The sequence below is a fragment of the Halopelagius fulvigenes genome (assembly GCF_042662625.1).
GTDB classification, from domain to species: domain Archaea; phylum Halobacteriota; class Halobacteria; order Halobacteriales; family Haloferacaceae; genus Halopelagius; species Halopelagius fulvigenes.
Window position 1 is genome coordinate 752,043 of the sequence record NZ_JBHSXH010000015.1, and the last position, 25,165, is coordinate 777,207.

At 67.1% G+C, this 25,165-nt stretch carries 25 protein-coding genes, 1 tRNA gene, 1 other RNA gene and 1 pseudogene; 14 read left to right on the forward strand and 14 right to left on the reverse strand.

Going from position 1 to position 25,165, the window contains the following annotated elements; translation table 11 throughout:
- Positions 1-73: 73 nt before the first annotated feature.
- Together ACFQEV_RS13960 and ACFQEV_RS13965 are read right to left on the reverse strand one after the other, a co-directional pair.
- Positions 74-1,411, reverse strand: coding sequence for a HEAT repeat domain-containing protein (locus ACFQEV_RS13960; protein WP_379697163.1), 1,338 nt, complete (start codon positions 1,409-1,411; stop codon positions 74-76).
- 361 nt (positions 1,412-1,772) lie between these two features.
- The gene (locus tag ACFQEV_RS13965; RefSeq protein ID WP_379697166.1) at positions 1,773-1,940 is read right to left on the reverse strand and encodes a hypothetical protein; all 168 of its coding nucleotides are present in this window, start codon (positions 1,938-1,940) and stop codon (positions 1,773-1,775) included.
- Positions 1,941-2,074: 134 nt separating this feature from the next.
- On the opposite strand from ACFQEV_RS13965, the gene ACFQEV_RS13970 reads away from it, so the two are divergent.
- The 3 genes from ACFQEV_RS13970 to ACFQEV_RS13980 all read left to right on the forward strand — a co-directional run bounded on the left by ACFQEV_RS13970 (position 2,075) and on the right by ACFQEV_RS13980 (position 4,798).
- Positions 2,075-3,163, forward strand: a complete 1,089-nt coding sequence (locus tag ACFQEV_RS13970) for an NADH:flavin oxidoreductase/NADH oxidase (RefSeq protein WP_379697168.1) — start codon at positions 2,075-2,077, stop codon at positions 3,161-3,163.
- Positions 3,164-3,206: 43 nt separating this feature from the next.
- Positions 3,207-4,289: a DUF7547 family protein gene (locus ACFQEV_RS13975; RefSeq protein WP_379697171.1), complete on the forward strand. Its 1,083-nt coding sequence runs from the start codon at positions 3,207-3,209 to the stop codon at positions 4,287-4,289.
- A gap of 86 nt (positions 4,290-4,375) precedes the next feature.
- A complete protein-coding gene (locus tag ACFQEV_RS13980; RefSeq protein ID WP_379697174.1) occupies positions 4,376-4,798 on the forward strand; it encodes a winged helix-turn-helix transcriptional regulator in 423 nt (140 codons plus the stop codon).
- On the opposite strand, the pseudogene ACFQEV_RS13985 reads toward ACFQEV_RS13980, so the two are convergent.
- The 3 genes and pseudogenes from ACFQEV_RS13985 to ACFQEV_RS13995 form a co-directional block, all read right to left on the reverse strand.
- Positions 4,795-5,513 (reverse strand): annotated as a pseudogene (locus tag ACFQEV_RS13985) (TenA family protein). The gene ACFQEV_RS13980 and the pseudogene ACFQEV_RS13985 sit on opposite strands and share 4 nt — an antisense overlap.
- 72 nt (positions 5,514-5,585) lie before the next feature.
- Positions 5,586-6,479: an ABC transporter permease gene (locus ACFQEV_RS13990; RefSeq protein ID WP_379697176.1), complete on the reverse strand. Its 894-nt coding sequence runs from the start codon at positions 6,477-6,479 to the stop codon at positions 5,586-5,588.
- On the reverse strand, positions 6,476-7,474 hold the full coding sequence (locus ACFQEV_RS13995) for an ABC transporter ATP-binding protein (protein WP_379697179.1): 999 nt from the start codon (positions 7,472-7,474) through the stop codon (positions 6,476-6,478). Before ACFQEV_RS13995 ends, ACFQEV_RS13990 begins: the two co-directional genes overlap by 4 nt.
- A 61-nt stretch (positions 7,475-7,535) precedes the next feature.
- Between ACFQEV_RS13995 and ACFQEV_RS14000 the strand changes: the two genes are divergently transcribed.
- Positions 7,536-8,150, forward strand: coding sequence for a TetR/AcrR family transcriptional regulator (locus tag ACFQEV_RS14000; protein ID WP_379697182.1), 615 nt, complete (start codon positions 7,536-7,538; stop codon positions 8,148-8,150).
- Positions 8,151-8,162: 12 nt separating this feature from the next.
- Here the strand turns inward: ACFQEV_RS14000 and ACFQEV_RS14005 are convergent, their stop codons facing one another.
- The 3 genes from ACFQEV_RS14005 to ACFQEV_RS14015 all read right to left on the reverse strand — a co-directional run bounded on the left by ACFQEV_RS14005 (position 8,163) and on the right by ACFQEV_RS14015 (position 9,943).
- The gene (locus ACFQEV_RS14005; RefSeq protein WP_379697185.1) at positions 8,163-8,294 is read right to left on the reverse strand and encodes a hypothetical protein; all 132 of its coding nucleotides are present in this window, start codon (positions 8,292-8,294) and stop codon (positions 8,163-8,165) included.
- A gap of 105 nt (positions 8,295-8,399) precedes the next feature.
- Entirely contained in the window at positions 8,400-8,792 is a 393-nt protein-coding gene (locus ACFQEV_RS14010) for an OB-fold domain-containing protein (RefSeq protein WP_379697188.1), read from the reverse strand.
- Positions 8,789-9,943: a thiolase family protein gene (locus tag ACFQEV_RS14015; RefSeq protein ID WP_379697191.1), complete on the reverse strand. Its 1,155-nt coding sequence runs from the start codon at positions 9,941-9,943 to the stop codon at positions 8,789-8,791. The genes ACFQEV_RS14010 and ACFQEV_RS14015 overlap by 4 nt, the downstream gene beginning before the upstream one ends.
- 88 nt (positions 9,944-10,031) lie before the next feature.
- Between ACFQEV_RS14015 and ACFQEV_RS14020 the strand changes: the two genes are divergently transcribed.
- From ACFQEV_RS14020 to ACFQEV_RS14030, 3 genes are all read left to right on the forward strand, one after another.
- On the forward strand, positions 10,032-10,448 hold the full coding sequence (locus ACFQEV_RS14020) for a DUF7548 family protein (RefSeq protein ID WP_379697193.1): 417 nt from the start codon (positions 10,032-10,034) through the stop codon (positions 10,446-10,448).
- Positions 10,449-10,541: 93 nt separating this feature from the next.
- Positions 10,542-10,852, forward strand: an RNA gene (gene ffs / locus ACFQEV_RS14025) — signal recognition particle sRNA.
- Between the two features lie 118 nt (positions 10,853-10,970).
- Complete coding sequence (locus ACFQEV_RS14030; RefSeq protein WP_379697196.1) at positions 10,971-12,266, forward strand: MFS transporter; 1,296 nt, start codon at positions 10,971-10,973, stop codon at positions 12,264-12,266.
- Between the two features lie 120 nt (positions 12,267-12,386).
- On the opposite strand, the gene ACFQEV_RS14035 is transcribed toward ACFQEV_RS14030, so the two are convergent.
- Positions 12,387-12,659: a Sec-independent protein translocase subunit TatA/TatB gene (locus ACFQEV_RS14035; RefSeq protein WP_379697199.1), complete on the reverse strand. Its 273-nt coding sequence runs from the start codon at positions 12,657-12,659 to the stop codon at positions 12,387-12,389.
- Positions 12,660-12,794: 135 nt separating this feature from the next.
- Positions 12,795-15,428: a PAS domain S-box protein gene (locus ACFQEV_RS14040; RefSeq protein WP_379697201.1), complete on the reverse strand. Its 2,634-nt coding sequence runs from the start codon at positions 15,426-15,428 to the stop codon at positions 12,795-12,797.
- Positions 15,429-15,684: 256 nt separating this feature from the next.
- On the opposite strand from ACFQEV_RS14040, the gene ACFQEV_RS14045 reads away from it, so the two are divergent.
- The 7 genes from ACFQEV_RS14045 (at position 15,685) to ACFQEV_RS14075 (ending at position 21,962) form a co-directional block, all read left to right on the forward strand.
- A complete protein-coding gene (locus ACFQEV_RS14045; protein ID WP_379697203.1) occupies positions 15,685-16,032 on the forward strand; it encodes a DUF7344 domain-containing protein in 348 nt (115 codons plus the stop codon).
- 145 nt (positions 16,033-16,177) lie between these two features.
- Entirely contained in the window at positions 16,178-16,963 is a 786-nt protein-coding gene (locus tag ACFQEV_RS14050; RefSeq protein ID WP_379697206.1) for a hypothetical protein, read from the forward strand.
- Positions 16,960-17,250 (forward strand): hypothetical protein, encoded by a 291-nt coding sequence (locus ACFQEV_RS14055; RefSeq protein WP_379697208.1) that lies wholly within the window; start codon positions 16,960-16,962, stop codon positions 17,248-17,250. The genes ACFQEV_RS14050 and ACFQEV_RS14055 overlap by 4 nt, the downstream gene beginning before the upstream one ends.
- Positions 17,247-18,140: a hypothetical protein gene (locus ACFQEV_RS14060; RefSeq protein WP_379697211.1), complete on the forward strand. Its 894-nt coding sequence runs from the start codon at positions 17,247-17,249 to the stop codon at positions 18,138-18,140. Before ACFQEV_RS14055 ends, ACFQEV_RS14060 begins: the two co-directional genes overlap by 4 nt.
- Before the next feature lie 82 nt (positions 18,141-18,222).
- Positions 18,223-19,458, forward strand: coding sequence for a cation:proton antiporter domain-containing protein (locus tag ACFQEV_RS14065; protein ID WP_379697212.1), 1,236 nt, complete (start codon positions 18,223-18,225; stop codon positions 19,456-19,458).
- Positions 19,459-19,626: 168 nt separating this feature from the next.
- Complete coding sequence (locus ACFQEV_RS14070; RefSeq protein WP_379697215.1) at positions 19,627-20,610, forward strand: DUF4382 domain-containing protein; 984 nt, start codon at positions 19,627-19,629, stop codon at positions 20,608-20,610.
- Between the two features lie 161 nt (positions 20,611-20,771).
- Positions 20,772-21,962: an AI-2E family transporter gene (locus tag ACFQEV_RS14075; RefSeq protein ID WP_379697217.1), complete on the forward strand. Its 1,191-nt coding sequence runs from the start codon at positions 20,772-20,774 to the stop codon at positions 21,960-21,962.
- Between the two features lie 198 nt (positions 21,963-22,160).
- On the opposite strand, the gene ACFQEV_RS14080 is transcribed toward ACFQEV_RS14075, so the two are convergent.
- The 4 genes from ACFQEV_RS14080 to ACFQEV_RS14095 form a co-directional block, all read right to left on the reverse strand.
- On the reverse strand, positions 22,161-22,985 hold the full coding sequence (locus ACFQEV_RS14080; RefSeq protein WP_379697219.1) for a YihY/virulence factor BrkB family protein: 825 nt from the start codon (positions 22,983-22,985) through the stop codon (positions 22,161-22,163).
- A gap of 133 nt (positions 22,986-23,118) precedes the next feature.
- A tRNA-Gly gene (locus ACFQEV_RS14085) sits at positions 23,119-23,189 on the reverse strand.
- A gap of 197 nt (positions 23,190-23,386) precedes the next feature.
- Positions 23,387-23,833 carry a hypothetical protein gene (locus ACFQEV_RS14090; protein WP_379697222.1) on the reverse strand — a complete coding sequence of 149 codons (447 nt, stop codon included), beginning with the start codon at positions 23,831-23,833 and terminating at the stop codon, positions 23,387-23,389.
- 202 nt (positions 23,834-24,035) lie between these two features.
- The gene (locus ACFQEV_RS14095; protein WP_379697225.1) at positions 24,036-25,106 is read right to left on the reverse strand and encodes an NAD(P)/FAD-dependent oxidoreductase; all 1,071 of its coding nucleotides are present in this window, start codon (positions 25,104-25,106) and stop codon (positions 24,036-24,038) included.
- Positions 25,107-25,165: the final 59 nt, after the last annotated feature.

Sequence of the window (25,165 nt, forward strand, 5' to 3'; positions counted from 1 at the left end):
GCCGACTTCGGAGTTCTCGCGCGACGGGGCGGGGACCGGCGGTCGAACCGGGGAGCAGAGGTCGGAACGTCGCTTACGCGGTCGGCTTCTCGGTGCCCGCGGCGTCGGACTCGTCGGAGGAGAGCCACTCGGCGGCGATCTCGGCCTCGTTCTGGACGAGGAACGAGCGGTCGTCGGTGTACTCCGCGGCCGCTTGCAGCGCGTCGTCGGTTCCGATTTGGCGAAGCGCCCACGCCGCGGCGGCGCGGACGTTGTTACTCTCGTCGTTCTTCAGGGAGTCGGTCAGCGGCTTCACCGCGCGCGTGTCGCCGATGAGGCCGAGGGCGCGCGCGGCCAACGGGCGCACCGTGTCGCTCTCCATCTCCAGTTTGTCCGCCAGCGCCTGCGTCGCGTCCGGCGAGCCGATTTCGCCGAGGGCCTTGAACGTCACCTTCTGGAGTTGCGGGTCGGAGTCGGCGTCGACGTACTCCGCGAGGGTTTCGACGGCCTCCTCCGCGCCGCGTCCCATCTTCCCGAGCGCTTTGATGGCCTGCTTGTCGCGGCGTTGGGCGAGTTGGTGCATCTCCTCGAACGCCTCGGGGTCGCCCAGTCGGATGAGCGCCTCCATGCAGTGTCGCTCCATGAAGTCCGACTGGAGGCTGTCCATCGCGAGCAGAATCATGTCCACGCGGCCGCGCTTCTCCCACTCCTTGAGTGCGGCCCACTCGGGCGGATAGTCCTTGTAGTGGCCGAGAACGTCGTAGTACCCCTCCGCTTCGAGCTTCTCGTTCGTCTCCAAGTCGTCCCACTCTTGGGCGTCTTCGAGTCCCGATTCCAGTCCGTCGGTCGCTTCCAGAAGCGACGCGATGGTCTCCTCGTCGTCGTCGGCGTCGAGGTCAGCCCGTTCGACGGCGGTGATGCTCTCGTCGAGGGTCGCGATCAAGGCGCTCTCCGACGCTCCGGTGACGGTGAGGGACGCGCCGAGAATCTCGTTCACGTCGGCGGCGAACGACTCGACGACGTCGACGATTTCGTCCTCGCCGCGTTCGGTCCAGCGGGTGTCGGAAATCTTCGACTGCGCGGACTCGATGTCTTCGACGACGTCTTCGCCGTAGGGGCCGCGCTTCGCTTCGAGTTCGTCGCGAAGCTCCGAGAGGGTCGATTCGAGCTCCTCGCGGGGGTCTTCGGCGTCCTCGTCCTCCTCGTCGTCCTCGTCGGATTCCGGGAACTCGGCCGCATCGAAGTCGGACTCGATGCTGTCGAGTCTCGCCTCCACGTCGTCGAGGTCGGACTCGGTTTCGGCGGCTTCCAGTTCCTCGCGCGCCTCTTCGAGGCGCGTCTCCAGAGACTCGGGCGTGATGGCTACCGACTCGTCGGTATCTTCCGCTCCGGACGATTCTTCGGCGGGCGTCTCGTCGTCCCCGTCGCTCATATGCGAGAACTCGGAGCGTGTACGAAAAGAGCGTTTCCCTTCGGATTTCGTGTCCGACCCGAAGGCGAAGACGCTTGGGGCCGTGCCGACCGGCGCCCTACCCATCGCCGCGGGCCATGACACGGTCCCGCGACGGACGAACTCGGTCGTACGCTGGCGGTGAGTACTGTGACGGATGCTGACAGCCAGCGGTCTCTCTTCGTCGGGGACGCACTTGACGGTACCGCGGCGCTTCAGTCGATGCGTCGATGCATCACGGTGTGAGAGTGTGCCCCGCGTACGAACGTTCGCACCTCCGGCCGAGAACGTCCGCTCGGGCGCCGTTACCGCGCGATTCGTCCGGCGCGCCCGGCGTGCGTCGTTACCGTTCGATGGAGACGACGGCGTCCGCGGAGACTGCTATCCATCCGTCCGCGTTCCCTCGCTCGGAGAAGACAGTCCGGTCCGGAGACGTCTGGTGCGCGAAGACGGTGGCGTTCGATTCGTCGGGACCGCTGGCGCCCGAGTCCCAAGCGTCCGTAGGTTCCATGAAGGAGCGATACGGACGCGTCGGTATGAGCGTATTGATTTAGGAACCGTCCCGAAATCTGTCGGGTAACCGTCAACCCCGCGCGAACTTCCGCGGTCGGTAGGGGTTTTGGTGCGTCGCCCGAACGACCGACGATGACCGATTCGCTGTTCACGCCGTTGACGCTTCGAGGGACGGAGCTGCCGAACCGGGTGATGGTGTCGCCGATGTGTCAGTACTCCGCCGAGGACGGACTCGCGAGCGACTGGCACCTCGTCCACCTCGGCAGTCGGGCCGTCGGCGGCGCGGGCGTCGTGATGACGGAAGCCACCGCGGTGTCGCCGCGCGGCCGCATCTCGCCCGGCGACCTGGGAATCTGGTCCGACGAACACGCCGACGCCCTCGCGCCGGTCGCGGACTTCGTCCGGTCGCAGGGGAGCGTCCCGGCGATCCAACTGGCGCACGCCGGACGCAAGGCCAGCAAGCGACCGCCGTGGGAGGGTTCGACCCCGATTCCGGAGGACGAGGGCGGGTGGGAGGTCATCGCGCCGAGCGACGACCCCTACCCCTACGAGGAGGGCGACGCGCCCGAGACGCGGTCGATGACCGCGGAGGACATCGACGCCGTAATCGACCAGTTCCGCTCGGCCGCGGAACGCGCACTGGAGGCCGGATTCGAGATAGCCGAGGTGCACGCCGCCCACGGCTACCTCCTCCACGAGTTCCTCTCACCGGTGACGAACCACCGCGACGACGAGTACGGCGGGTCGTTCGAGAACCGCACCCGCCTCGTCCGCGAGGTGACGGAGGCGGTCCGCGACGTCTGGCCAGAGGAGAAGCCCGTCTTCGTCCGCATCTCCGCGACGGACTGGTTGCCGGACCGCGAGTCGTGGGACGTAGAGCAGTCGGCGCGCCTCGCCCCCCTCCTCGCGGAGGCGGGCGCGGACCTCGTCGACGTGAGTTCCGGCGGCACCCACCCCGACCAGCAGATTCCGCACGCGGGGCCGGGCTATCAGGTCCCCTACGCAGAACGCGTGAAGGAGGCGACCGACATCGCCGTCGGCGCGGTCGGCGGCATCACCGAACCCGAACACGCGGACGCCATCGTCCGGAACGGACGCGCCGACCTCGCCGTCGGCGGGCGGGAGCACCTCCGGAACCCCTACTTCGCGCTGGAGGCGGCCCACGAACTCGGCGAGGACGTCGAGTGGCCCGTGCAGTACCACCGCGGCACGTTCGACTGACGGCGGCCGCCCCTTTTTCTCGGTCCGCGTCGAAGGGCGAGCCATGAGTCCACGACGCGACGACGGCCGCGACGACGCCGACGAACGACGTTCGTCGGACCGTCGGACGGAATCCGACGAGCGACTCGCGGACCTCCTCTCGGACCTCGAATCGACGCTCGGAGACCTCCGCCGGGAACTCGACGCGCGGGGCGGGCGGGGACCGACCGACCGCGAACGCGACCGCTACGGCTACAGACCGCCGGAACGGGGAGGATGGGACCGCGGCGGCGGCCGAGAGGGCGAGCGACGACCCGAGGACCGCCGCCGCGAACGTCGCGGGCGGCGGGAGTCGCCGCTTCCGCGCCCGCCGAGCGTCGGCGAACTCCTGCGATTCACCGAGGAGTACACCATCCCCACCGTCGTCGCCACCCTGGAGGCGACCGTCCGGTCGCTCGAACTCCTGCGGCGCGTCCTCAGACTCGTCGACCCGGGGCGGTCGGCGTTCGACGACGCCGACGGACGGGGTCCGTCGGGCCGCCGAGGTTTCCTCGGCGACGCCCGTGACGGCGACCGGACGGCGGTGGACCGACTCGCGGGGAGCCGGATGGGTCGGGACGCCCTCGACGGCGTGGACGCCGCGCTCTCGGAGATGCGAACCGCGCTCTCGGAGGCCGACCTCCCCGAGGACGAGGAGTCGCGCTCCGTCCTCGAAGAGGCGCGCGGACTCGTCGCCGAGATAGAGGCGCGCATCGACGAGGCGGAGCGACGGCGACGCGACGCGGACGGGGAGAGTCGACGCGGCGAGCGAACCGGTCGGGACCCCCGAGACGGAGACGCCCGGGAGGACCGAACGCGGGGGCGGAGCGAGTCGGTCACCATCGACGTGACCGACGAGAGCGAGGGGAGCGACGGCGACGAGGACGCCGCGGAGGCGGAACCCGAAGACGACAGGCCGCAGGTGGACGTGGAGGCCGAGTTGGAGTCGATACGGCGGGAGATTCGCGGCGAGTCGGCCTCGCCCGAGGCGTCGGACTCGGAACCGCCGAGAGGCGAGGACGGAGCGGACGCCGACGGCGAGAGCGAGAACTCCGACGCCGAAGGCGACGAGGGCGACGAGGGCGACGACGCCGACGAGAGTCGGTGACGGCGCTTCAGGACTCGGCCGCGGAGGCGGTTTCTCCGCGGAAACCGCCCGCGCGGGTTTAGGTTCGCGGCCGCCTCTCTCCGTGTATGACCGAGACGCGACCCGGCGGGGGCGAGGCGTGGCAGCGACGGTGGCACGAACTCCACGGCGTCCTCTCGGGGAAGTGGACGTTCCACGTGCTCCGACTCCTCGACGAGGAGGACGCGGGGTTCAACGAACTGAAGCGCCGCCTCGAAGGGACAACGGCGAAGACGCTCTCGGAGCGACTGCGAGAACTCCGCCGCCTCGGGGCCGTCGAACGCGAGGTTCGACCCACCTCGCCGCCGACGACGACGTACTCGCTGACGCCCCGGGGGCGGCGGTTCATCGCCCTCCTCCGCGAGATGGAGTCGATGGTCGATATCGTCCCCTGCGACCCCTGCGAGGGCGACCCGTGCGAAGGCGAGGAGTGCGACGTGGCGACGGTGGACGAACGGGCGACGGCGGCGGCCCTCAGGGACCTCTGTTAACTCGACGAGGCCGACCCGTCGGCGTCGTACGCCGACTCGAAGAACGCGACTTCCAACTCCACGGTCCGGCGGAAGAGCCGTTCGAGTCGTCGTCGACGGCGGGGCGAGGCGGCCTCGCCCTCCCGGTCCAGTTCCGAGCGAAGCCAGCCCACGAACGCCTCGAACTCCTCGTTGGCGTGGAGAGCTATCCACTCCGCGAGGGCGACTCGCCGTCGACGGCGTCGGCCCACTCCAGATACACCCACTCGGCGGGTACGAGGACGGCGAGGGCTTCGGCGTACCCGCCCTCCGCTCCGGCCCGGCGCAACAGGTCCTCGAACGCCCGCGTCGTCGGCGTCGTCTGCGGGTCGGCGTACTCCGCCTCCGGGACGCCGAGCGCATCGAAGGAGCGCTCGAAGTAGTCGTTCTCCTCGGCGGTGAGCGTCCCGAGGAACTCCGCGAGTCGCGCCTTCGACGCCATCGTCGGCGCGTCCCCGAGGGCGTGTCCGAACGTCCCGACGAGCGTTTCGAGGAAGGCGTAATCCTGCACCAGATACCGCCGGAACGCCTCGTCGTCGAGTTCGTCGCGCCCCAGTTCGCGCGTGAACCGGTGCGCCGTCGCGTTCGACCACGCCGGTTCCGCGCGTTCGCGGAGCCAGTCGGTGAACCGTGCCTCCTCGCGCGCCTCGGCGTACGCGCCGTAGGCGTCCGAGACGCTCCCGCCGTCTGTGAACATCACGTCCTCCCGTGGGCGCTTCGGGAATGTATACGTTGGTGGTACTACTCGGTCGTCCGCCGTGCGCTCCGCTCACTCCACCTCCGAACTCGACGCGCGGTTCAGGAAGTAGACGGCGACGGCGCCGAGAACCGCGTCGAGGGCGGCCAGAACGGCGAGGGCTGGGACGAGCGTGTTCCACATGCCGCCGAAGGCCGTCACCTCGACGACGGTCATTACGTCCTGCCCCAGCATCAGGGCGCGCGCGGCGTCCACGCCGTAGGTGATGGGGTTGAGGGCGGCGAACGTCCGGACCCACCCCGGCAGGATTTCCAGGGGGAGGAAGGCGCTCGACAGGAACAGGAGCGGGAACTGCAGCAGGTTCACGCCGATGATGGTGGACTCCTGGTCGCGCGTGACGAGCGCCGTGATGTTCGAGAACGCCGTGAACCACACGGAGAAGACGATGCCGACGCCGACGATGCCGACTGCGCCGAGGACGCCCGTGGCGACGTAGTCGCCGAACGACGCGCCCGTGTCCAGGGAGAGGAGGACGTACCCGAGGACGAGGATGATGGAGGTTTGGACGACGATGCGGAGCACCTCCGAGAGCGACTTCCCGAGGAACACCGCCGCGCGGTGCATCGGCGAGACGAGCACCTTCTCGAACATCCCGTTCTCGATGTCCTCGACGAGGCCGATGCCGGACGTGGTGGCAGCGATGAGCGACGTCTGGACGACGATGGCTGGGACGAGGTAGGTGACGTAACTCACCTCCGCGCCGACGCTCTGGCGTATCGCCCCGCCCGTAATCTGCCCGAACACCTCGGTGAACAGCACGAGGAAGATTATCGGGTTCAAAAGGGAGACGGTCATCACGAACGGGTTGCGGGTGGTCTTCAGCACCCACCGTTTCAGGTTTATCCACGTGTCCCGGAGGAAGCCGTTTCCGGTCGCCTTCCGCCCCGCCCCGGCGTCGGCGCTCATTCGGCCACCTCCGCCACCGCGGAGTCCTCGCCCTTGCCGTCCGCCCCGTCGAGTCCGTCGCCGGTGATTTCGAGGAACACGTCGTCCAGCGTCGGGTCGCGGACGTTGAACCCGACGACGGTGAACCCCGCCTCGCTCAACGCGACGAGGAGGTCGGTCCCGCGCCGCCGGGCCTCCGCCGACCGGACGGTGATGCCCTCGTCGGTCGTTTCGACGGCCGCGCCGTCGAATATCTTCGATTCGGCCGCTATCTCTCGGGCGCGTTCGAGGGTTTCGGCGTCGGGGTCCTCGAACTCGATTTCGAGCACCGCGCCGCCGACGCGGGACTTCAGTTCGGCGGGCGACCCCGAGGCGACGATGGTGCCGCCCCGGATGACGCTGATGCGGTCGCAGAGGTGGTCGGCCTCTTCGAGGTACTGGGTCGTGAGAAACACCGTCGTGCCGCGGTCGTTTATCTCCCGGAAGTAGTCCCACAGGCGGTTGCGCGCCTTCGGGTCGAGTCCCGTCGTCGGTTCGTCGAGGAAGACGATGGGCGGTTCGTGGACGAGTGCGGTGGCGACGTCGAGGCGCTTCTTCATCCCGCCGGAGAAGTCCTTCGCGCGCTTGTCCGCCACGTCCGCGAGGTCCACGAGGTCTAACAGGTCGTCGATTCGGTCGCCGCGGTCGGTCGGCGAGACGCCGTACGCCTCGCAAGCGAAGCGGACGTTCTCGCGGGGCGTCAACTCGGGGTCGATGCTCGTCTCTTGGGCCATGTACCCGATGGACTCCCGCACCGCGCGCGACTCCGTCTCGGCGTCGTACCCGTTGACGGTGACGCTCCCGCCGGTCGGTTTCAGGAGCGTCGTCAGCACCTTGATAGTCGTCGTCTTCCCGGCCCCGTTCGCGCCGAGGAAGCCGAAGAACTCCCCCTCCGGGATTTCGAGCGTCACGTCCCGCACGGCCTCGGTCCCGTCCGAGTACGTCAACTGGACGTGCTGCGCGTCGATTGCGTTCACGGGTTCGAAGAGGAAGTGACAATGCATATACCTTATTAATGAATATTCATTCACCACGACCATGTCGGACCCGTTCCGCTCCGCCGCGGAGGACACCCACGCGGAGATGATGCAGGCAACGTACGATGCGCTACGGAAGCACGGCTACTCCGAGTTGACGATACAGCGAATCGGCGACGAGTTCCCGAAGAGCAAGTCGCTCATCTACCAGCACTACGACGGGAAGGACGAACTCCTCGTCGCCTTCCTGGAGTTCATGCTGGAGCACTTCGAGTCGGAGTTCGAGGCAGAACCGCCGCACGACGCGCGAGAACGACTCCGAGAGACGGTGGACCGCCTCCTGCCGGCGGCGATGTCCGACGAACAGGACGCGTTCGTGCGCGCGCTAACGGCGCTTCGGGGGCAGGCACCGCACGACGAGGCGTTCAGGCGGCGGTTCACCGAAACCGACCCGGTGTTCGTGTCGCACATCGCGGATATCGTTCGGAAGGGCGTCGCGGAGGGGACGTTCCGGGGCGCCGACCCGGAGCGAGTCGCGCAGTTCGTGGTGACGACGTGTCAGGGGGCGGCACTCAGACACTCCACGACGGACGGCGAACTCGACCTGGCGACAACTCGGAGCGAACTCGACGAGTACCTCCGCGTCCGCCTCGGGACGGAGATTCTCGGGGAGTGAACGGGCCGTCGGTCACTCGTTGAGTTTCCGTCTGGCCCCGTCTATCGCCAGCGTGATGAGGAGAAACAGAACCGCGACGGCGAGCGGACTTCGCCACGACTCGACGCTCCGAAGGTACTCCCACCCGAACAGGACGAGAAACACGACGAGGGCCTGTCCCCCGCACGTTCGGGGAGCGTCCGACGGTGTCCATGTCCCGGAGTGCGGACTACGGGCGTATCGAATCCCCTCGATTCGGTCGGCGGGGGGTCAGACCGGTTCGAACCGGTAGCCGTCCCACTCCTGACTCTCCCTCTCGCGGATGCCCGCGTCGGGGTCGCGGAGTTCCTCGCAGTAGACGGGCCGCACCTCGTCGCCGATTTCGACCGCTCCCTCGTCGGCGGCGTTCGCGACGGTGAGTTGCCCGATGGCGCGGACGGGTTCGCCCTCGACGTCGAACTCGACGACGGCCAGCGAGTTCGGTTCGCGGACGCCCGGCGGCGTCGCCGTCGAGGTGGTCCACGTGACTACCTCGGCGGTGTACTCGCTCAGATCGACGGTTCCGACGGGTTCCTCGCCGTCCGGGCCGACCGGGTGGCCGGGGTAGGTGATGCTGCCGTCGGAGTAGCGGTACGCCTCCATCGGGGGGTTCTCGTCGCTCATCGTCGTGCCTCCATGATGGTCGTGGTGACGCAGTTACCGAATCCGCCGACGTTGCAGGCGAGGCCGACGTCCGCCTCGACCTGTCTGTCGCCCGCCTCGCCGACCAACTGCTTGTAAATCTCGTACGCCTGCGCGACGCCGGACGCGCCGAGGGGGTGGCCCTTCGACTTCAGGCCGCCCGAGGTGTTGATGGGGAGTTCGCCGTCGCGGTCCGTGACGCCCTCCTCGACGGCCTTCCAGCCCTCGCCCTTCTCGAAGAAGCCGAGGTCCTCCGACTGGAGGAACTCGAGGATGGTGAACATGTCGTGTAGTTCCGCCACGTCCACGTCGTCGGGGCCGAGTTCGGCCATCTCGTAGGCGATCTCCGAGGAGTTGACGACGCCGCCCATCGTCGTCGGGTCCGCGCGTTCGTGGACGACGTGCGTGTCCGTCGCGCCGCCGATGCCGGAGACGACGGCGTACTCGTCGGTGTACTCGCGGGCGACGGACTCGGGGCAGAACATCAGGGCCGCCGACCCGTCGGTGATAGGGCAGAAGTCGTACAGGCGGAGGGGGTCGGCCACAACGGGCGACTCCAGCACCGTCTCTAAGTCCACCTCCTTCTGGAACTGCGCGTGGGGGTTGTCCACGCCGTTCTTGTGGTTCTTGACGGCCACCCTCCCGAGGGCCTCCCGCGGCGCGTCGTACGTGTCGAGGTAGAGGCGCGCGGTCAGACCGGCGAAGGAGGGGAGCGTGACGCCGTGTTTGTACTCGACGGGGTGCGTGAGGGAGGCGATGACGTCCGTCGCCTCCGCCGTCGAACGGTGCGTCATCTTCTCGCCGCCGACGAGCATCGTCATCTCCGAGGCGCCGGAGGCGACGGACTGCCACGCCGCGTAGACGCCCGCCCCGCCCGAGGAGGACGTCTGGTCGATGCGGGCGGTGTAGGCGGGAACCGCCGCCAAGTCCTGCGCGAGAGCGTTCGGAACCCCGGTCTGTCCTTCGAACTCTCCGCTCGCCATGTTGGAGACGTAGAGGTGTTCTACCTCGTCCGGCGCGACGCCCGCGTCGTCGAGACAGGCCTGTCCGGCCTCCGCGAGTAACTCGCGTATCCACGCGTCGCGTTGCCCGAACTGGGTCATCGACGCGCCGATGACTGCTACGCGTTCCATACTCCGAAACTACCGGCCACCCGTTTACCGATTTCCCTTCCGATCGCGTGTCGAATTCTTTAACAAAACAGCGTTCCGACGGCCGACTATGAACACCGAGTCCGTCGCGTCGGCCGTCGGCGCAGTCGCCTGCCTCCTTCTGGCCGCCGTCGTGTTCGCCCCGGCGCTTCTCGTCACGCAGTCGGGCGTCGGCGTGGCCGCCTACTACGCCGCCGGGCCCGTCGGCGTCTCCGTCGTCGGCTTCCTCGGGTTGCTCGGTGTCGTCGTCTTCCTCGCCGGCAGGGAGGGCCGAACCGACCCCGCCACCGTCGCCGGACTCGTCGTCGTCGTCGGCCTTGCGATGCTCGGGTTCGCCCTGCTTTGGGCGGTGTCGATAGACCCCAACCTCGTGTTCAGCTTCCCGGCCGAGTACGCGTGGATAGAGAACCACCGCTGGGCCGTCGTCGCCGTCGCCGCCGTCGTCGCCGTCGCCGGCGGCGCGTACGCGCGAGGGACCCTCAAGTGACGCACCGTCGGTGGCGTTCTCCCGCCTCCCCGCCGTCCGCCGATTGAGGCGACCCCGAGTCGAAAGCCCCTTATGTGGCGACCGGATAGGTAGAGGTGGACTAGGTCGGGCAGCCAGGCCCTGCCCATTTCCCGCAATTTCGGCCTTTAGCGGGGACCGAAACCGGGGGCGTCCGGTCAGACCGGCGCGGGCCCCGGGAGCCAACGTCGAAGCCTCGTCCTTCGGGGACAGCGGACCGCGGAAGCCGACCGCAGGGTCGGCTGCACGCGGTTAATCGGTGATACCCCGCCAGGCGCGGAAGCGAGCAACGGACCGCCGAACGTGCGTCGCTCGGAGGATCGCGGGGTGGAGGAGGCAACCGGGACTACCCGTGCCGGAACGCCGGGCAAACCCGTCGTCCACACTCATACCTCATCGACACTACCGCCCCGAGCGACCGGTCTCTCGCGACGAAACACCGCGTAGCCTTCCCGTAGGGTGTGATTTATACCAAACAACCCCGTTTCGATTCGAATACCGACGATGGGCTCGCGAGGCGGCGGAACCGTGGCGCTCTTCCGCGACCGAGAGTTCGCGGCACTCGCGGGAACGGCGTTCGCGCGGAGTCAGGCGTACTCGACGATACTCATCGCACTGGCGCTCTACGCCGAGCAGTTCGACACGACGGGGTTCGTCGAGGGACTGTTCGGCACCGCCTTCGCCATCGTCCAACTGCTCATCGTCCTCCCCCTCGGGCGGAAGATAGACACCGGCAACGCCAAGCGCTATCTGCTCGCCGGCCTCGCCCTCAACGTCCTCGTCTTCTTCGGCTTCACCCTCGTTCAGAACTCGACGCACGTCATCCTCGTGCGGATGCTTCAGGGACTCGGCGCGAGCATGCTCTGGATAACCGGTTCGACGGTCGTCGGCGAGATCAGCCCGGAGGACGCCAGCGGTCGGTGGCTGGGCGGGTACAACCAGGTGGCGGCGTTCTCCAGTCTCGCGGGCGACGTGGTGGGCGGTTACCTGCTGTACGCATACGACTTCGCGCTGACGTACGCCGTCCTTAGCGCCGTCACCGTCGTCGCGTTCCTCCTCGTGTGGCGCTACCTCCGGTCGAACCCCGGCGGGACGAAAGACCCCGAGGAGGCGACGGGCGTCGAGACGCTCCGCGCTCTGCTCGGTCGGCCGATGATTCGCTCGCTCGTCTTCTTCCGACTGGCGTTCAGCGTCGGCAAGATGGCCGTCATCATCTTCCTCCCCATCTTCGCCCGCGTGGAGTTCGGCATCAACGCCTTCGCCATCGGTTGGATCCTCGCCGGCGGAAAACTGACGAAGACGCTCGCGCAGGGGTACATGGGCGATCTGACCGACCGCCTCGGCGGGAGACACCGGTTCGTCGCCGCCGGCGCACTCCTCTACGGCGTCGGGACGGCGCTCATCCCCCTCGCGCTGTTCTTCGAGGGCGTCGTAGAGCCCATCACGTTCTCGGCGTTCGGCGACACCCAACGGCTCGGCGGCGCGTTCTTCGCGCTGTTCGGCGCGTACGGCCTCCTCGGCGTCGCCGACAGCATCCGCCTCCCCGCCAGCATGGCGCTGTTCGTCGAGGAGGGCGAGCAGTTCGACTCCGTGGCGTCGAGCATGTCGCTTCGCTCCACCTCCTGGAAGGTGGGACAGGTGGTGGGGCCGGTTCTCGTCGGCACCATCAAGGACTTCGTCTCCACGACGGCGGCGTTCCTCACCGCCGCCGGCTTCATCCTCGTGGCGACGGGCGTGTTCGTCGCGACGTACTACCGGTTGGAGAAGGCGGAGGCGGCGTCGCCGACGCCGGGCGACTGACGCGACGTACCCGTCGCCGTCCGGACGCCTCGTCCGTCGCTCCCGCGAGGCCGTCGGCTCGCGGGGATACCGCGTTCGAGAGAAAAACGAATGCCGCGTCGCTGTCGGTGTGAGCGTCGTTCAGGCCGCGGTGGTGCGGTCGGTGTCGTCCGTCTCGCTCTCCGTCTCCGTCTCCACGTCGTTCTCGGCGTCGTCCGACGTCGCCGTCGCTTCGCGGAGTTCCGTCTCGATGTCTTCGCGTCCGCGCTTGAACTCGCCCATCGCCTGTCCGGTCGAACGCGCGAGCTTCGGCAGTTTGTTCGCGCCGAACAGCAGGACGACGATGAGGAGCACTATGAGCATCTCCGGTCCGCCGGGGATACCCGGGAACAGGGGCACGAGGCTGTATGTCATCGAGCGTTCTACGGGCCGAGGCGTTATCAACTTGTCAGCCGCGTCTCGCCAGCCGAGAATCGGGTGGGGCGAGGGATACAGGCCTCTTCCGCCCCGATTTCGCCGTTTAAGCGTCTCGGAGTCGCGGTCGCCGCGTCACCGACTCGTCACGGGCCGGTCGGCGAGCAACTGTCGGAACAGCGTCTTCTCCGCCTTCCGGAGGTGTTGGTGGAACGTCGGCGCGCTCACGCCGAGCGACTCGGCGACCGCTTCGCCCGAGCTCTCCCGAGGCCACTCGAAGAATCCGGAGTAGTACGCCGTCTCCAGGGCGTTGCGCTGTCGCTCCGTCAGCGTATCCGTGAAGTCCTGTCGCAGGCGGTCTCGGAACGCGCCCTCGACGGACACCATCCGTCGGGCGACCAACTCGGCGTCGGGGTACGTCTCCCGGACGATGTCGATGACGCGCCTGACGTCCGTCGAAACGGAGAGGTGGACGGTCAACTCGAAGTCCCCGTCCACCATCTCGGCCGACTCGACGTACCCTCCGAGGGAGGCGACGGCCGACTGGATGGGCTGTTCCGAGAGGTACAGCTCGAACCGGTCGGGCGAGGAGTCGCGCTCGAACGTCGTCAGCGACTGCCAGTGGGGCACCTCGTCCACGAGCGAATCGAGCACGTCGAGGACGTCCGCGCTGGCGACCCCGTACTCCAGATACGTCCCGTCGTCGAGGGGGACGGTCCGGTCGATGCGGAACACGCCGTCGGATGGGAGCGTCTCGCCGTACTCGCCGAACGGGTTCCGAACCCGGAACTCGACTTCGACGGCTTCGTCGCTCATGAGCGCCTGTTTTCGCTCGTTGGCCGCGATGGCGTGACCGACGATTTCGCCCACCGGACCGAGCGCGCGCCGTTCCTCCTCTTCGAACGCGTCCTCGCGGTCGGCGTACACCCCGATGAGTCCGTACGTCGTCCCCTCGTACTCGATGGGGACGGCCGCGACCGACCGATAGCCGTACTCGTGCGCGAGGTGACGCCACGGTGCGAAGTCCTCGTCGGTGAAGGCGTCGTTGACGACCTGTATCTCGCCGGTCCGCACGGCCCGACTGGCCGGACCGCTCTCCTCTAACGTGTTCAGCGACCGGGCGTCCGAGAGGTCTATCTCGTCGACGTAGCCCTCGACCCCGACTTCGACGCGAGGGGTGAGTTTCCCCCGCCTCGGATCGACGCCCGAGATCCACGCGAACAGGTACGACTCCGAGGACGCGAGCGATTCGCAGGCCGCGCGCTCTATCTCCTCGCGCGTCGAGCGATTGATTACCGCGTCGGAAATCTCCCTGACGACGGCGTTGACGCTGTTGAGGGCGGTGAGTCGCTCGCGTTGGCGTTCGTACCGCTCTAACTGCTCCTTCTGCGCGGTCACGTCTCGGACGACCGCTATCCACCGGTGGGAGTTCTCGCAGGGGTAGTACCGCGTGACTCGGGACTCGATGGGGACGCGTTCGCCCGCCTTCGTCACCACCTCGGCGTCGACGCTCACCACCTCTCGGCCCCCCTCGAACGCCTCTCGGCAGTACTCAAGGGCGCTCTCTAACGCCCCCTCGGCGATCACCCTCGTCGGCATCTCGCCGACGAACTCCTCCGGCGGGTACCCCGTCAACGTCTCGAAGGCGTCGTTCGCCTCCACGAGACATCCGTCCTCGTCGAAGACGCAGATGGCGTCGTCGATGGTGTCGAATATCGTCTCGTAGCGTTCCAGTTCGCGTTCGCGCCGCTTTCGCTCGTCGATGTCCCGAAGGTACACCGAGGTGCCCGTCTCCGAGGGGTGGACGTGCCCTTCCATCCACCGCTCCAGCGGTTCGAAGTACTCTTCGAACGTCACCGACGACTGCGTCCTCGCCGCCCGACGGATCGCCTCGCACCCCTCCGATAGTTCGTTCTGGGGGAACACCTCGTCGATGGGCCGGCCGATCACCTCGGAGGCGTCGCGTTCGAACAGTCGTTCGGCCCGCGGGTTGAGGTAGGCGAACCGCCCATCCCTGTCGAGAGCGAACACCGCGTCGTCGATTCGCTCGAACGCCTCGTCGAGTTCCCGTTCGATGGCCGCGTGAGAGTGCTCTAACTGCCGGACCAGTCGCTTCGAGTCGGTGATGTCGTAGTAGATTTCCACCCGTCCGCCCGCGAACCGTCCCGACTCGATGGGTCGGCTTCGATGCTCCAACCACCGCTCCGCGCGACGCTCTCCGGCGGTCACCCGGCACTCGAACTCCTCGGCGTACGTGTTGTCCTCGTACGTCGAGAGCACCGTCTCGGCGAACGAGTCGGGGTCCGCCACGGCGTCGAGAACCTCCTCGTCCAGGAGTCGGCGCTTGTCGCGCCCGACGACCGTCTCGCAGTCGAGTCCGAAGTACCGTTCGACGCCCTCGCTGGCCCAGACGACGTCGAAATCGCCGTTCAGGACGAAGACGCCGACGTCCGCGTCGTCGAGAACGTCGAGCAACAGCGGTTCGTACCCCTCCTCCGGGTCGGTCTCCGTCGTCTCCGTCGCCTCGGCCGTCCCCTCCCCCGAGGACTGCGGTGCGCGCCACCAGACCCGCCCGCGCGCGCCGACCTTCTTCGTCTCGACGTCTCCCCGGTCGGCGAGTCGGTTCAGTCGGTCGTACGTCGTCCGGCGGGTACACGATAACGCCTCGCAGACTTCGCTCGTCGTGAGCGGAACGTGAGGCGACTCCCGCCGGTCGAAGACGCCGAGCGTCTCCGCGAGGGAGTCGGAGTGAGAATCCTCGAGGCTCATAGGCGATCTCATACGCCGATGGGTGATAAATCTCCGTTGAAGGAATACGGACATTCCGAGGGGTGCACACGTCGCTTCCGCGCGGATAACCGCTTCGAACATCCCGGTATATTCATAGATTATACCATTTGATTGTCTCAGTCGGCGTTGGCTCCGCGAGCGGAGCCTATCATATTAACCCCACACGCTATTGGCCGTCTTCGTCATTATTCGGACAAGCAGCACCGGTCACCGGTGACTGACCACGAGTAGATAGATGAGCAACCACATCCCCCCCTCACCACCCGACTCGCTGGCGGAGACCAGTCACGTCTCCCGTGACGACCTCTTCGAGGCTCTCGCCAACAGTCGACGCCGTACCGCTCTATCAAAGATAGCCGATGCCGGGACGCCGATCGAGTTACGGACGCTCGCGCGGGCCGTCGCCCGCGAGGAGGCGGAGTCGGACGACGCGGAGATACCCGACGAGACGTTCGACAACGTCTCGCTCTCGCTCTATCACACGCACTTGCCGAAGCTCGCGCACCTCGGACTCATCGAGTTCGACGCCCGGCGGCGGGTCGTCGAATCCGCGATCGACGGCATCGAGCTGCTGCCGTCGTAGGCGACGGTACGCCGGACACGACCCCTTCTCGCGCACTCCTCCCGGTCCGTTCCGAGCGGTGATGCCGCACGCCGCCCCGCGTAGCGCGGGCTTGCAAGTACAGGCTAAACCGGCTTGCTCCGTGCCGTCGTGTTGTGTAAAGCACATGAATTCTGACTCGTCGAACGCCGACCGGCGACGCCGAACCGCGAACGTCAACCGCTGTCTCGTGACCGACGGCGGCGAAGAACAAGCGGACGCCGACGATTCGTCTCAAGAGAACGCGGACGCCGAAGGGAACGAAGAACAGGCGGAGACGGAGGAACAGAGCGACGAAGAGCAAGCCTCCGACGGTGACGAGGAGCAAGGTTCCGAGGCGGAAGGCGACGAAGAGGAAGGAGCGGACGAAGGCGACGAGGAAGGAGCGGACGACGACGAGAACGAAACGGAGGTTCTCCTGTTCAACCTCGAGGGACTGCACCTGAACCTCCTCGGGTTAGACATCGAACTCAACACGCTAACGCTCGACGTCTCCGCAGAACGGGGCGAGGGCAACTTGGTCGGTAACCTCCTCTCCGCCATCGCCGGATTGCTCAACAAACCCGGTGACCTCACGAGCGGCCTCTCGGATGCGCTCCCGTCGATGAAGGATATGCTCCCCGAAGCGCCGGAGATGGGCGAGAAGATTCGCAGCATGGCGAAGAACGTTACCGACGAGCTCCCCCTGCAGGACATCCTGACGCAGGTCATCGTCGGCCTCGTCAACCAGTTGTTCGGAACGGACGTCGGCGAGGACGAACAGGAAGCGTCCGAAGGCGAGGAGGAGGGCGCAGACGAGCAAGAGGGTGAGGAGACGCCGGAAGGCGAGGAGTCGGAGTCCGACGAGGGGGAGTCCGAAGAGGGCGAGGACTACTCCGAGACCGGACAGGAGGACCAAGAGGCCGAAGCATGAGCGGGTCGATGCTCGACCGTATCGACGTGACGGAACTCCTCCGCGACATCGACTACGAGGAAGCCCTCGAAGGCACCAAGTGGGAAGGCATCACGGAGGAGGACGGCCTCGGCGAACGACTCGGCGCGCGCGCCGGCGAGTGGCTGGGCGGCGTCCTCGGCGCTCTGTTCGGAGAGCTCGCGGGCGACGTGCTCGTCGGCGAGATGCTCGAACGGGTCGGCGGCGACGCGCAGTCGCTGGGAAGCGGTGACGGCGCGAACGACTCGCCGCAGGAGGCGAACGCATGAGCAGCGACACCTCGGACGGCGACACGGGGCTGAAGAGCGTCATCGCCGACGAAATCGAATCGCAGATAGACAGCCAGAAGATGGGCAAGAAGGTCGGCCGGAAGTTCGGCTCTCGGGCGGGCCGCGAACTCGGCGCGCGACTCGGCGCGACGGTGGACGAAACGGTCCGTCACGGCGTCGAACAGGGGAAGCGACCGGCGGAAATCGCCGGCGAACTCAAGCGGACGCTCGCGGACTCGATACAGGAGTCCCTCGGCGACAAGGAGTCGGTCAAGAACACGTTCGCCGACCTGCAGGAGTCGATTCGGAACGCCGAGAGCGACGCCGCAGAGTCGGCGACGGAGGCCGTAGACGAGACGGCGGAGAGCGCCGAAAGCGTCGTCGAGGAGGCGACGGACGCGGGCGAAGAGGCCAAAGAAGAGGTCGAAAACGCAGGCGAAGAAGTCAAACAAGAGGCCGAAGACGCCGGCGAGGAGGCGAAAGAACGGGCCGATGACGCCGGCGAACAGGTGCAGGAAGCCGTCTCGGAGGCCGCGAGCACCGTCGAGGACACGCTCGAACGCGCGGACGAGACGGACGAGGAGACGGAATCGGAGGTCGAATCCGAGGCCGAAGCGGCCGAAGCCGAAGCCGAAGCCGAATCGGAGGCCGAAGGGCAGAGTCCGAAATCGGTGGACCCGGACGAAGTTCGCCGCGAGACGTACCGCGAACTGCTCGAAAACATCTCCTACCGCGAACTGCAGTCGATGGCGAAGGAGGCCGACATCAAAGCGAACCAGAGCCAAGAGGACCTCGTCGACGCCCTCGTCGAACGGTTCGACGAGAAGAGCGACGGCGGAGACGAGGACGACGCTGACGCCGACGGAGACGAGGACGACGGCGACGACTGACCGACGACATGGAGGCGGCGGTTCGCGGCGCGTCGCGCCGACTCGTCCCGTCGTTCGGCGCTGACCGTCGCCTCTCTCCCCCATGAGCAAGCTGAACCTCGGGTTGGCGCTGATCGGCGGACTCGTCCTGTTCCTGAGCGTCGTCGTCGGCGCACTCCGCGCCAGCGCCTACCTCCCGTCGGAACCGATAGTCGCGGTAGTCTTCGGCGTCGCCCTCGGTCCGGTCGGATTCGACGTCCTCCGCCTGACGCCGTTGGGACCGCCGAGGGCGGTCCTCGAACAAGTCGCCCGACTGACTATCGCAGTCGCCGTCACGAGCATCGCGTTGCGCCTTCCGCCGTCGTACTACCGTCGCCGGGCGCGGGCGTTGGCCGCCGTCCTCGGACCGGGGATGGCGTTCATGTGGCTCGCCAGTTCCCTCGTCGCCTACGCGGCCCTCTCGCTCCCGCCGTGGACCGCGCTCCTCGTCGGCGCGGTGGTCACGCCGACAGACCCGGTACTCGCGAACACGATAGTCGTCGGCCGAACCGCGGCGGAGAACATCCCCGAACGCCTCCGGTACTTCCTCTCGGGCGAGGCGGGCATCAACGACGGCGCGGCGTACCTCTTCGTCTTTCTCCCGCTCCTCATACTCAGATACCCCGTTGAGGCGGCGCTGAGCGAGTGGGTCGTCTCGACGCTGGTCTGGGAGGTGGGCGGCGCCGTCGTCCTCGGAGCGCTCATCGGGAGCGCCGTCGGACGCGTCGAACGCTGGACCAGCGAACGACGGTACGTCGAGAAGGCGTCGGTGCTCACCGTCACCATCGCGCTGACCTTCGCCGTCCTCGGGTTCGTAAAGCTCCTCGGAAGCGACGGTATCCTCGCGGTGTTCGTCGCCGGCGCGGCGTACAACTGGCAGGCCAACCCGCGCGACGAGGCGAGAGAACAACGCGTAGAGGAGGTGTTCAACCGCCTGTTCACGCTCCCCGTCTTCGTCTTCTTCGGCATGTCCATCCCGTGGGTGGGGTGGGCGACGCTCGGATGGCGCGGCGCGGTACTCGTCGGCGGCGTGTTGGCGTTCCGCCGCCTGCCGATGATTCTCCTCCTCCGACGGTACGTCGACCCCATCGACGACCTCCGGGCCGCGCTCTTCGCCGGGTGGTTCGGACCAATCGGCGTGGCCGCGATATTCTACTCCCTCCTCGCGGTGCGCGAGACCGAACTGGAAATCGCGTGGACGGCGGGCAGTTTGCTCGTCGGCGGGTCGCTTCTCGCGCACGGCCTGACCGCGACGCCGCTTACGCACCGGTACGGAGAACTCGGGGACGACGCGGAGTAGTACGAGCGCGTGTCGTCGCGGCGAGGCGCGTTCCCAAACGACTGCGAGGGGCTACTCAGCCGAACTGGGGTGAATTCGGCGTCAAAGACGAAGGGTCTACCGCCGGACGAGACCATCATCTAAATAAGAATGTAAAGATGCGCTACGGAAACGATACTACTCGCCGCGATGGTCCTTCTGGCCGGATGCGTCGGCGGATTCGGAGGCGGCGCGGACGCACCGGCGACGGACGAGTCGACGGCGAACGCCGGAACAACCGAACCGACGGCGGAGACGACCACCGGAACTTCGGCGAACGACCGGCAGGGGAGACTCAACTTCTACGTGAGCGACGAGAAGAACGCCATCTCGCAGTTCGAACACGTCAACGTCACCATCACGCGCATCGGTCTGCACCCGGTCTGGAGCGAGACGGACTCGGGGTCGAGCGACGGGACGGCGGACGACGAGAACGGAACTGCCGAGTCCGAAGCGGACGACCGCCGCGACGAGAGAGAGGGGTGGAAGACGTACGACGTCGACAACAGGACGGTCGACCTGACGGAACTTCAGGGCGACAACGCGGCGAGACTCGCGTCGTTCGACGTCTCGAACGGGTCCTACGACAAAGTGTTCGTCTACGTGTCGGAGGTCAACGCGACGCTGAAAGACGGACCGTCCCAGCACGTGAAGCTTCCGAGCGGGAAACTCCAGATAACCGAGCAGTTCACCGTCGATGACGGCGAGTCCGTCGACTTCGTCTTCGACATCACCATCGTCGAGGTGGGCAAGAGCGGGAAGTACATCCTCAAGCCGGTTATCTCCGAATCCGGTACCGACGTCCGCATCGACAGCGTGGACGACTCGGACGACCGGAACGCCGCTGAATACGAGTACGAAGAGGGGAACACCGCCGAGAACACCTCCTCGAAGGCCGAACTGAACGCCTCGTTCGCGGACGCGGTCGAACGAGGGGAGAACGCCACCCTCTCGATCACGCGAGACGGCTCTCCCGTCGCCGACGTCACCGTCGCGGTGAACGGCGAACGGGTCGGCACCACCGACGAGACGGGGAGTTTCACCGTCTCGGTGCCCCGGAACGCGACGAAACTGAAGGTCACTGTCGCCGCCGACGCGGAGGCGGAACTCGAAGTCGAGTTCGAGTCCTCCTGACGCGTCACGGCCGGAACGCGGAGCGACGAACCTCTCCGTCGTGGTGAGGAGATTCTCATAAAAGGTATTTTCCCCCGCCCTGACCTGCACTGAGCGTCCTCCGGCCGGCCGGCGCACTGCCACAACTGTTTCGGACGTGAGAGCGCTACTCGTAGAGTGATATGTCAATCGTCGGATTTGAACCGCCGGACGACCGGGCCCGTATCGGCTGGTGGGTGTTCATCCTCGTACTCGCGGCGGCGGCGGCGTTCATCGCCTACTCGTTCGTCGGGATGTTCGTACTGGGCGTCTTCGGCTACTACGCGACCCGTCCGATCTACCAACGGCTCAAGTCGACCCTCGGGTCGGACAGTATCTCGGCCGCGCTGACGCTCCTCGTCGTCCTTCTCCCGATCTTCGCACTCGTGTCCTTCGCCGGGTTTCAGCTGTTCCAGCAGATTCAGCAGTCGCTCGGCGGTGTCACCGGCCCCCTCGCTCTCGTCGAGCAGTACTTCGGTATCGGACCGTTGGGGAGCGAACAGCGCCGGACGCTCGCGTCGGTTCTTCAAAATCCCCAGCAGCTCGTCACGAACCCCCAGCAGACGCTTCAGAAGGTCCTTCAGACGGGGCTGCAGGTGGTATCGGCCATCATCAGCACGCTGTTGCTGCTGGCGCTCGCGGTGACGCTCTCGTACTTCCTCCTGAAGAACGACGAGGAGCTCTCAGACGCCCTCCGCCGACTGTTCGGCGGCGGGGACACCACGGCCTACGCGTACGCCTCGGCCGTCGACGAGGACCTCGAATCCGTCTTCTTCGGTAACTTCCTCTTCGTCGTCGTCATGGCGATCATCGCGGCGGCCGCCTACTGGGGGACGAACGTCCTCGCGCCGTCGGGACTCAGCGTCCCCATGGTCTTCGTGCTCGCGTTCCTCACCGGCGTCGCCAGCCTGATTCCCATCGTCGTCGGGAAAGTCATCTATCTCCCTGTCGTCGGCTACCTCGGTCTGCAGGCGATTCGCCTCGGCGGAAACCAACTGGTGTTCGTCGCCGGCGTGCTCGTCGCCTACTTCCTCCTCCTCGATATCCTCCCGCAGACGTTCCTTCAGCCGTACATCACGGGCCGCCAACTCGACATGGTGATGATGATGTTCGCGTACCTTCTCGGCCCGGTGCTGTTCGGCTGGTACGGCTTCTTCCTCCTTCCCATCGTGTTCATCCTGATGCTCGAAGCGATTCGCATCGTCCTCCCCGAACTCGTCCACGGTGAGGCACTCACGCCGACGGCGTCGATAGGCGAGTCGGTCGGAGCCGACCCCGTGTCGGCGCGGGAGGAATCGCTCGACGGCGACGACTCCGAGGCGGGCGATGACTGACGGCGGTTCTAACGCCTTCACGTCGCAGGGAGAACTCGCGGGACGACTCGACGGTCGCTCTCGGAACCGGTGAACGGTCGGACGTGCCGGCCAGTTCGTGAGCCTCGGTCGGAGGCTCCGCTCGCCCCTGTCGGTCGCCCGAGAGGAGCGAAGATGCCGCACTCGAACCGATGAACTGAACCGCCGTTCGGCGGTCGGTCACTCCTCGGCGGTCCCGATTCGCCCCCCGAGGACCGCGTTGACGACGGCGCCGCCCAACAGCAACAGTCCCGCGAGGTAGAGCCACAGAGCGAGGAGGATGAACCCGCCGAACACGCCGTACGTCCGGTACTCGCCCGTCAGTTCGAGGTAGAGAGCGAAGATACGCTGGAGGGACGCCCACCCGACGCCCGCGACCACCGCCCCGGGAATCGCCTCGGCGACGGAGACGTCCACGTCGGGAAACAGGAGGTACAGGGGGAGGAACGCCACCGTCGCTCCGAGGACGACCACCAGCGAACGGAGGAACGCCAACCCCGGGAAGCTGCGAACGTCTCCGAGTCCGACGGTCGCACCGTAGAACGCCAGCACCGCGAACGTCACCGCGAAGAACGCCACCGCTCCGTCGCGAATTCGGTCGACCAGCGAGTCCTCGCCCGTCGTCCCGTAGACCGCGGAGAACGCCGTATCGAGCCGTCTGAACACCTTGAGCGTGCTCCACAGCAACACCCCGACGCTCAACGCCGACGCGCGGAAGCGGTTCTGGTCGTCGGTGATGACGTCCGCGACGAGGAGCGTCTCGCCCGGCGTCAAGTATCGCTCGGTACTCTCGACGACGAACACGGCCAGCGGTTCGTCCACGACGAACCCCGTCACGACGAACAGCAGAAAGAGGAGCGGTAGAAGCGACACGAGAGCGTGGTACGCGAAGCTCCCGGCGAGCAACGGGATGTTCTGTTCGCGAATCTCCCGGCGGATGGTCCCGAGTACGACGACGACCCGATTCGCGCGAACCCGCCGCCGGAGCGACTTGATTCCGCGCACGAGTCCCACACACGAGACGCTCTGGCTTGTAAAACTCGGCCGGGATCCGAACTTCGCTCGCTCACTGTCGTTCGCTCGCTAGTTCAGAATCCCGTCGTAACGCATTCGCTCGTCACGTTCGTTCCTCGCAGAATGCGCCGGCCGGGATTTGAACCCGGGCCATGAGCTTGGAAGGCTCAGGTCCTACCACTAGACCACCGGCGCTCACTCACGCTGTTCGTTCGCGCCGAGCCTCCACCTCGTTACACTCGGTGGAGACACCGGCGCACCCGTCTCGAACGTCGAGACGCCAGCGCTCACTTCCCTCTTTTCGACGCCACAATAAGGGTGTTACTCTTCGCGTTCGTCGTCCGACGGTAGTTGACACGGCCCGCACCGACGGACGGCAGTCGGACCGCGGCTCACGCGCCGGTCGGACAGGTTCGGTGCGCGAGTTCGACGCGCCTCGTGGGTTCCGGGCCGTCGAACCGGGTCGGCTGTTCGACGTAGTAGACGGTCACGTTAGTCAGTTCGTCCGCGTGACTGCCGTTCCAGCGCCGACAGAGGAAGTCGCCGAACGCCCGCCGGAGGTTCTCGCTTCCGGCGCTGCGCGCGCCGACGAGGTACTTCCGCCAGCGTGCGCTCGGATACATCGCCAGCGTGGCAGGCCGTTCGTCGCCCGTCGGCGACGAACGGTAGAAGGCGTCCACTCGCTCGCCGGATTCCAGCGTCCCGGGCGCGGCGTACCAGCCGTCTATCGTCGGCGGGTTCGGCGCGAACATGGTCCACGTGTGGTCCGTCGGGCTCAACCGCGCGTCGGTTCCGGGGGCGTCGACCAACCCGACGGCGACGGCGTTCCAGACGAGCATCACCGCCAGCAACGCGGCGACGACGGCTGGGACGACGCGCCTCGCGTACCGACGCCCCGCCGCCGCGAACGATGCGAGCGACGCGAGCGACGACGAACCGAACGGCGGCGACGGCTCTCGGGGGCGGAGTCGACCGAGTCCGGCGTCGATGCCGAACCGCTCGGCCGACCGTTCGACCGGGTTCGACAGGCGGAGGAGGCGATTAGTCGTCGTCCGCCGCCGGTTCCGCGCCCGCGTCCGATTCGATGGGCGGCGCGCGCGCCGCCTCGAACTCCGCGGCGGCGTCGCGGACGCGACGCCCGAGTCCGGGGAGTTCGTCCGGCGAGACGGGGCCGTTCGCCTCGATGTCGTCGAGTGAACGGGGGAACTCCCGGAGTTCCATGTGGACGGCGATGCCCGCCTTCGCGCCCTCGCCCATGGCGACCGGAACCTGATTGTGGCCGGGGGTGAAGTCGCCCACGGCGAACACGCCGTCGACGCTCGTTCGGCCGTGGTCGTCCACGACCACCGTTCCGTCGTCGTTCAGGTCCGCGCCGAGTTGCTCCGCGAGTTCGGAGTTGTACTCGGACCCGTACATCGGGAACCCGCCGCGGTAGTGGCGGACGGACCCGTCTTCGAACTCGAACGCCTCCAACCACCCGTCGTCGGACTTCCGCATGCCCGAAATCTCCGCCTCAACGACGTCTATGGGGTGCGCGCGGAGGCGTTCGTCCGTCTCCTCCCTCCACTGCGGTTCCTCACCGCGAAGCAGGATGTCCACCTCGTCGGTGAAGTTGAGCATTATCATGGCGACGAACGCGGCGCTGTCACCGTGGCCCATCACGTACACCGGCCGGTCGATGAACATGTACGCGTCGCAGTGCAGGCAGTAGTGCAGGCCCTTCCCGGTGCGCGGAAGCGGCGGGTCCGGGCGCACGTCGTTGAACCCGACGGCGAGGACGACGCGGTCCGCGAGGTACGTCTCGTCGTTCGCGGTGACGCGGAACCGACCGTCGTCTCCGCGTTCGACGTCGGTCACGAGACCGGTCACGATGTCCGCCCCGTAGGACTGAATCTGCTCGCGGCCCGTCCGGAGGAACTCGTTGCCCGAGACGTCCTCGGTGACGCCGACGACGTTGTGGGTGTCGAGCATCATCGCCGCGCGGCCGCCGCCGCGGTCGATGACCGCCGTATCGTGTCCCAATCGCGTCGTGTACAACGCGGTCTGCAGTCCGGCGGGACCGCCGCCGACGACGATAACCTCGTACTCTCGTGCGTCGCCCGTCTCGCTCATCGTCTGTCGCTTACCTCTCCCCGGACTTAAACGCAAAGCACGAGTGCGAGCGAGGCGAC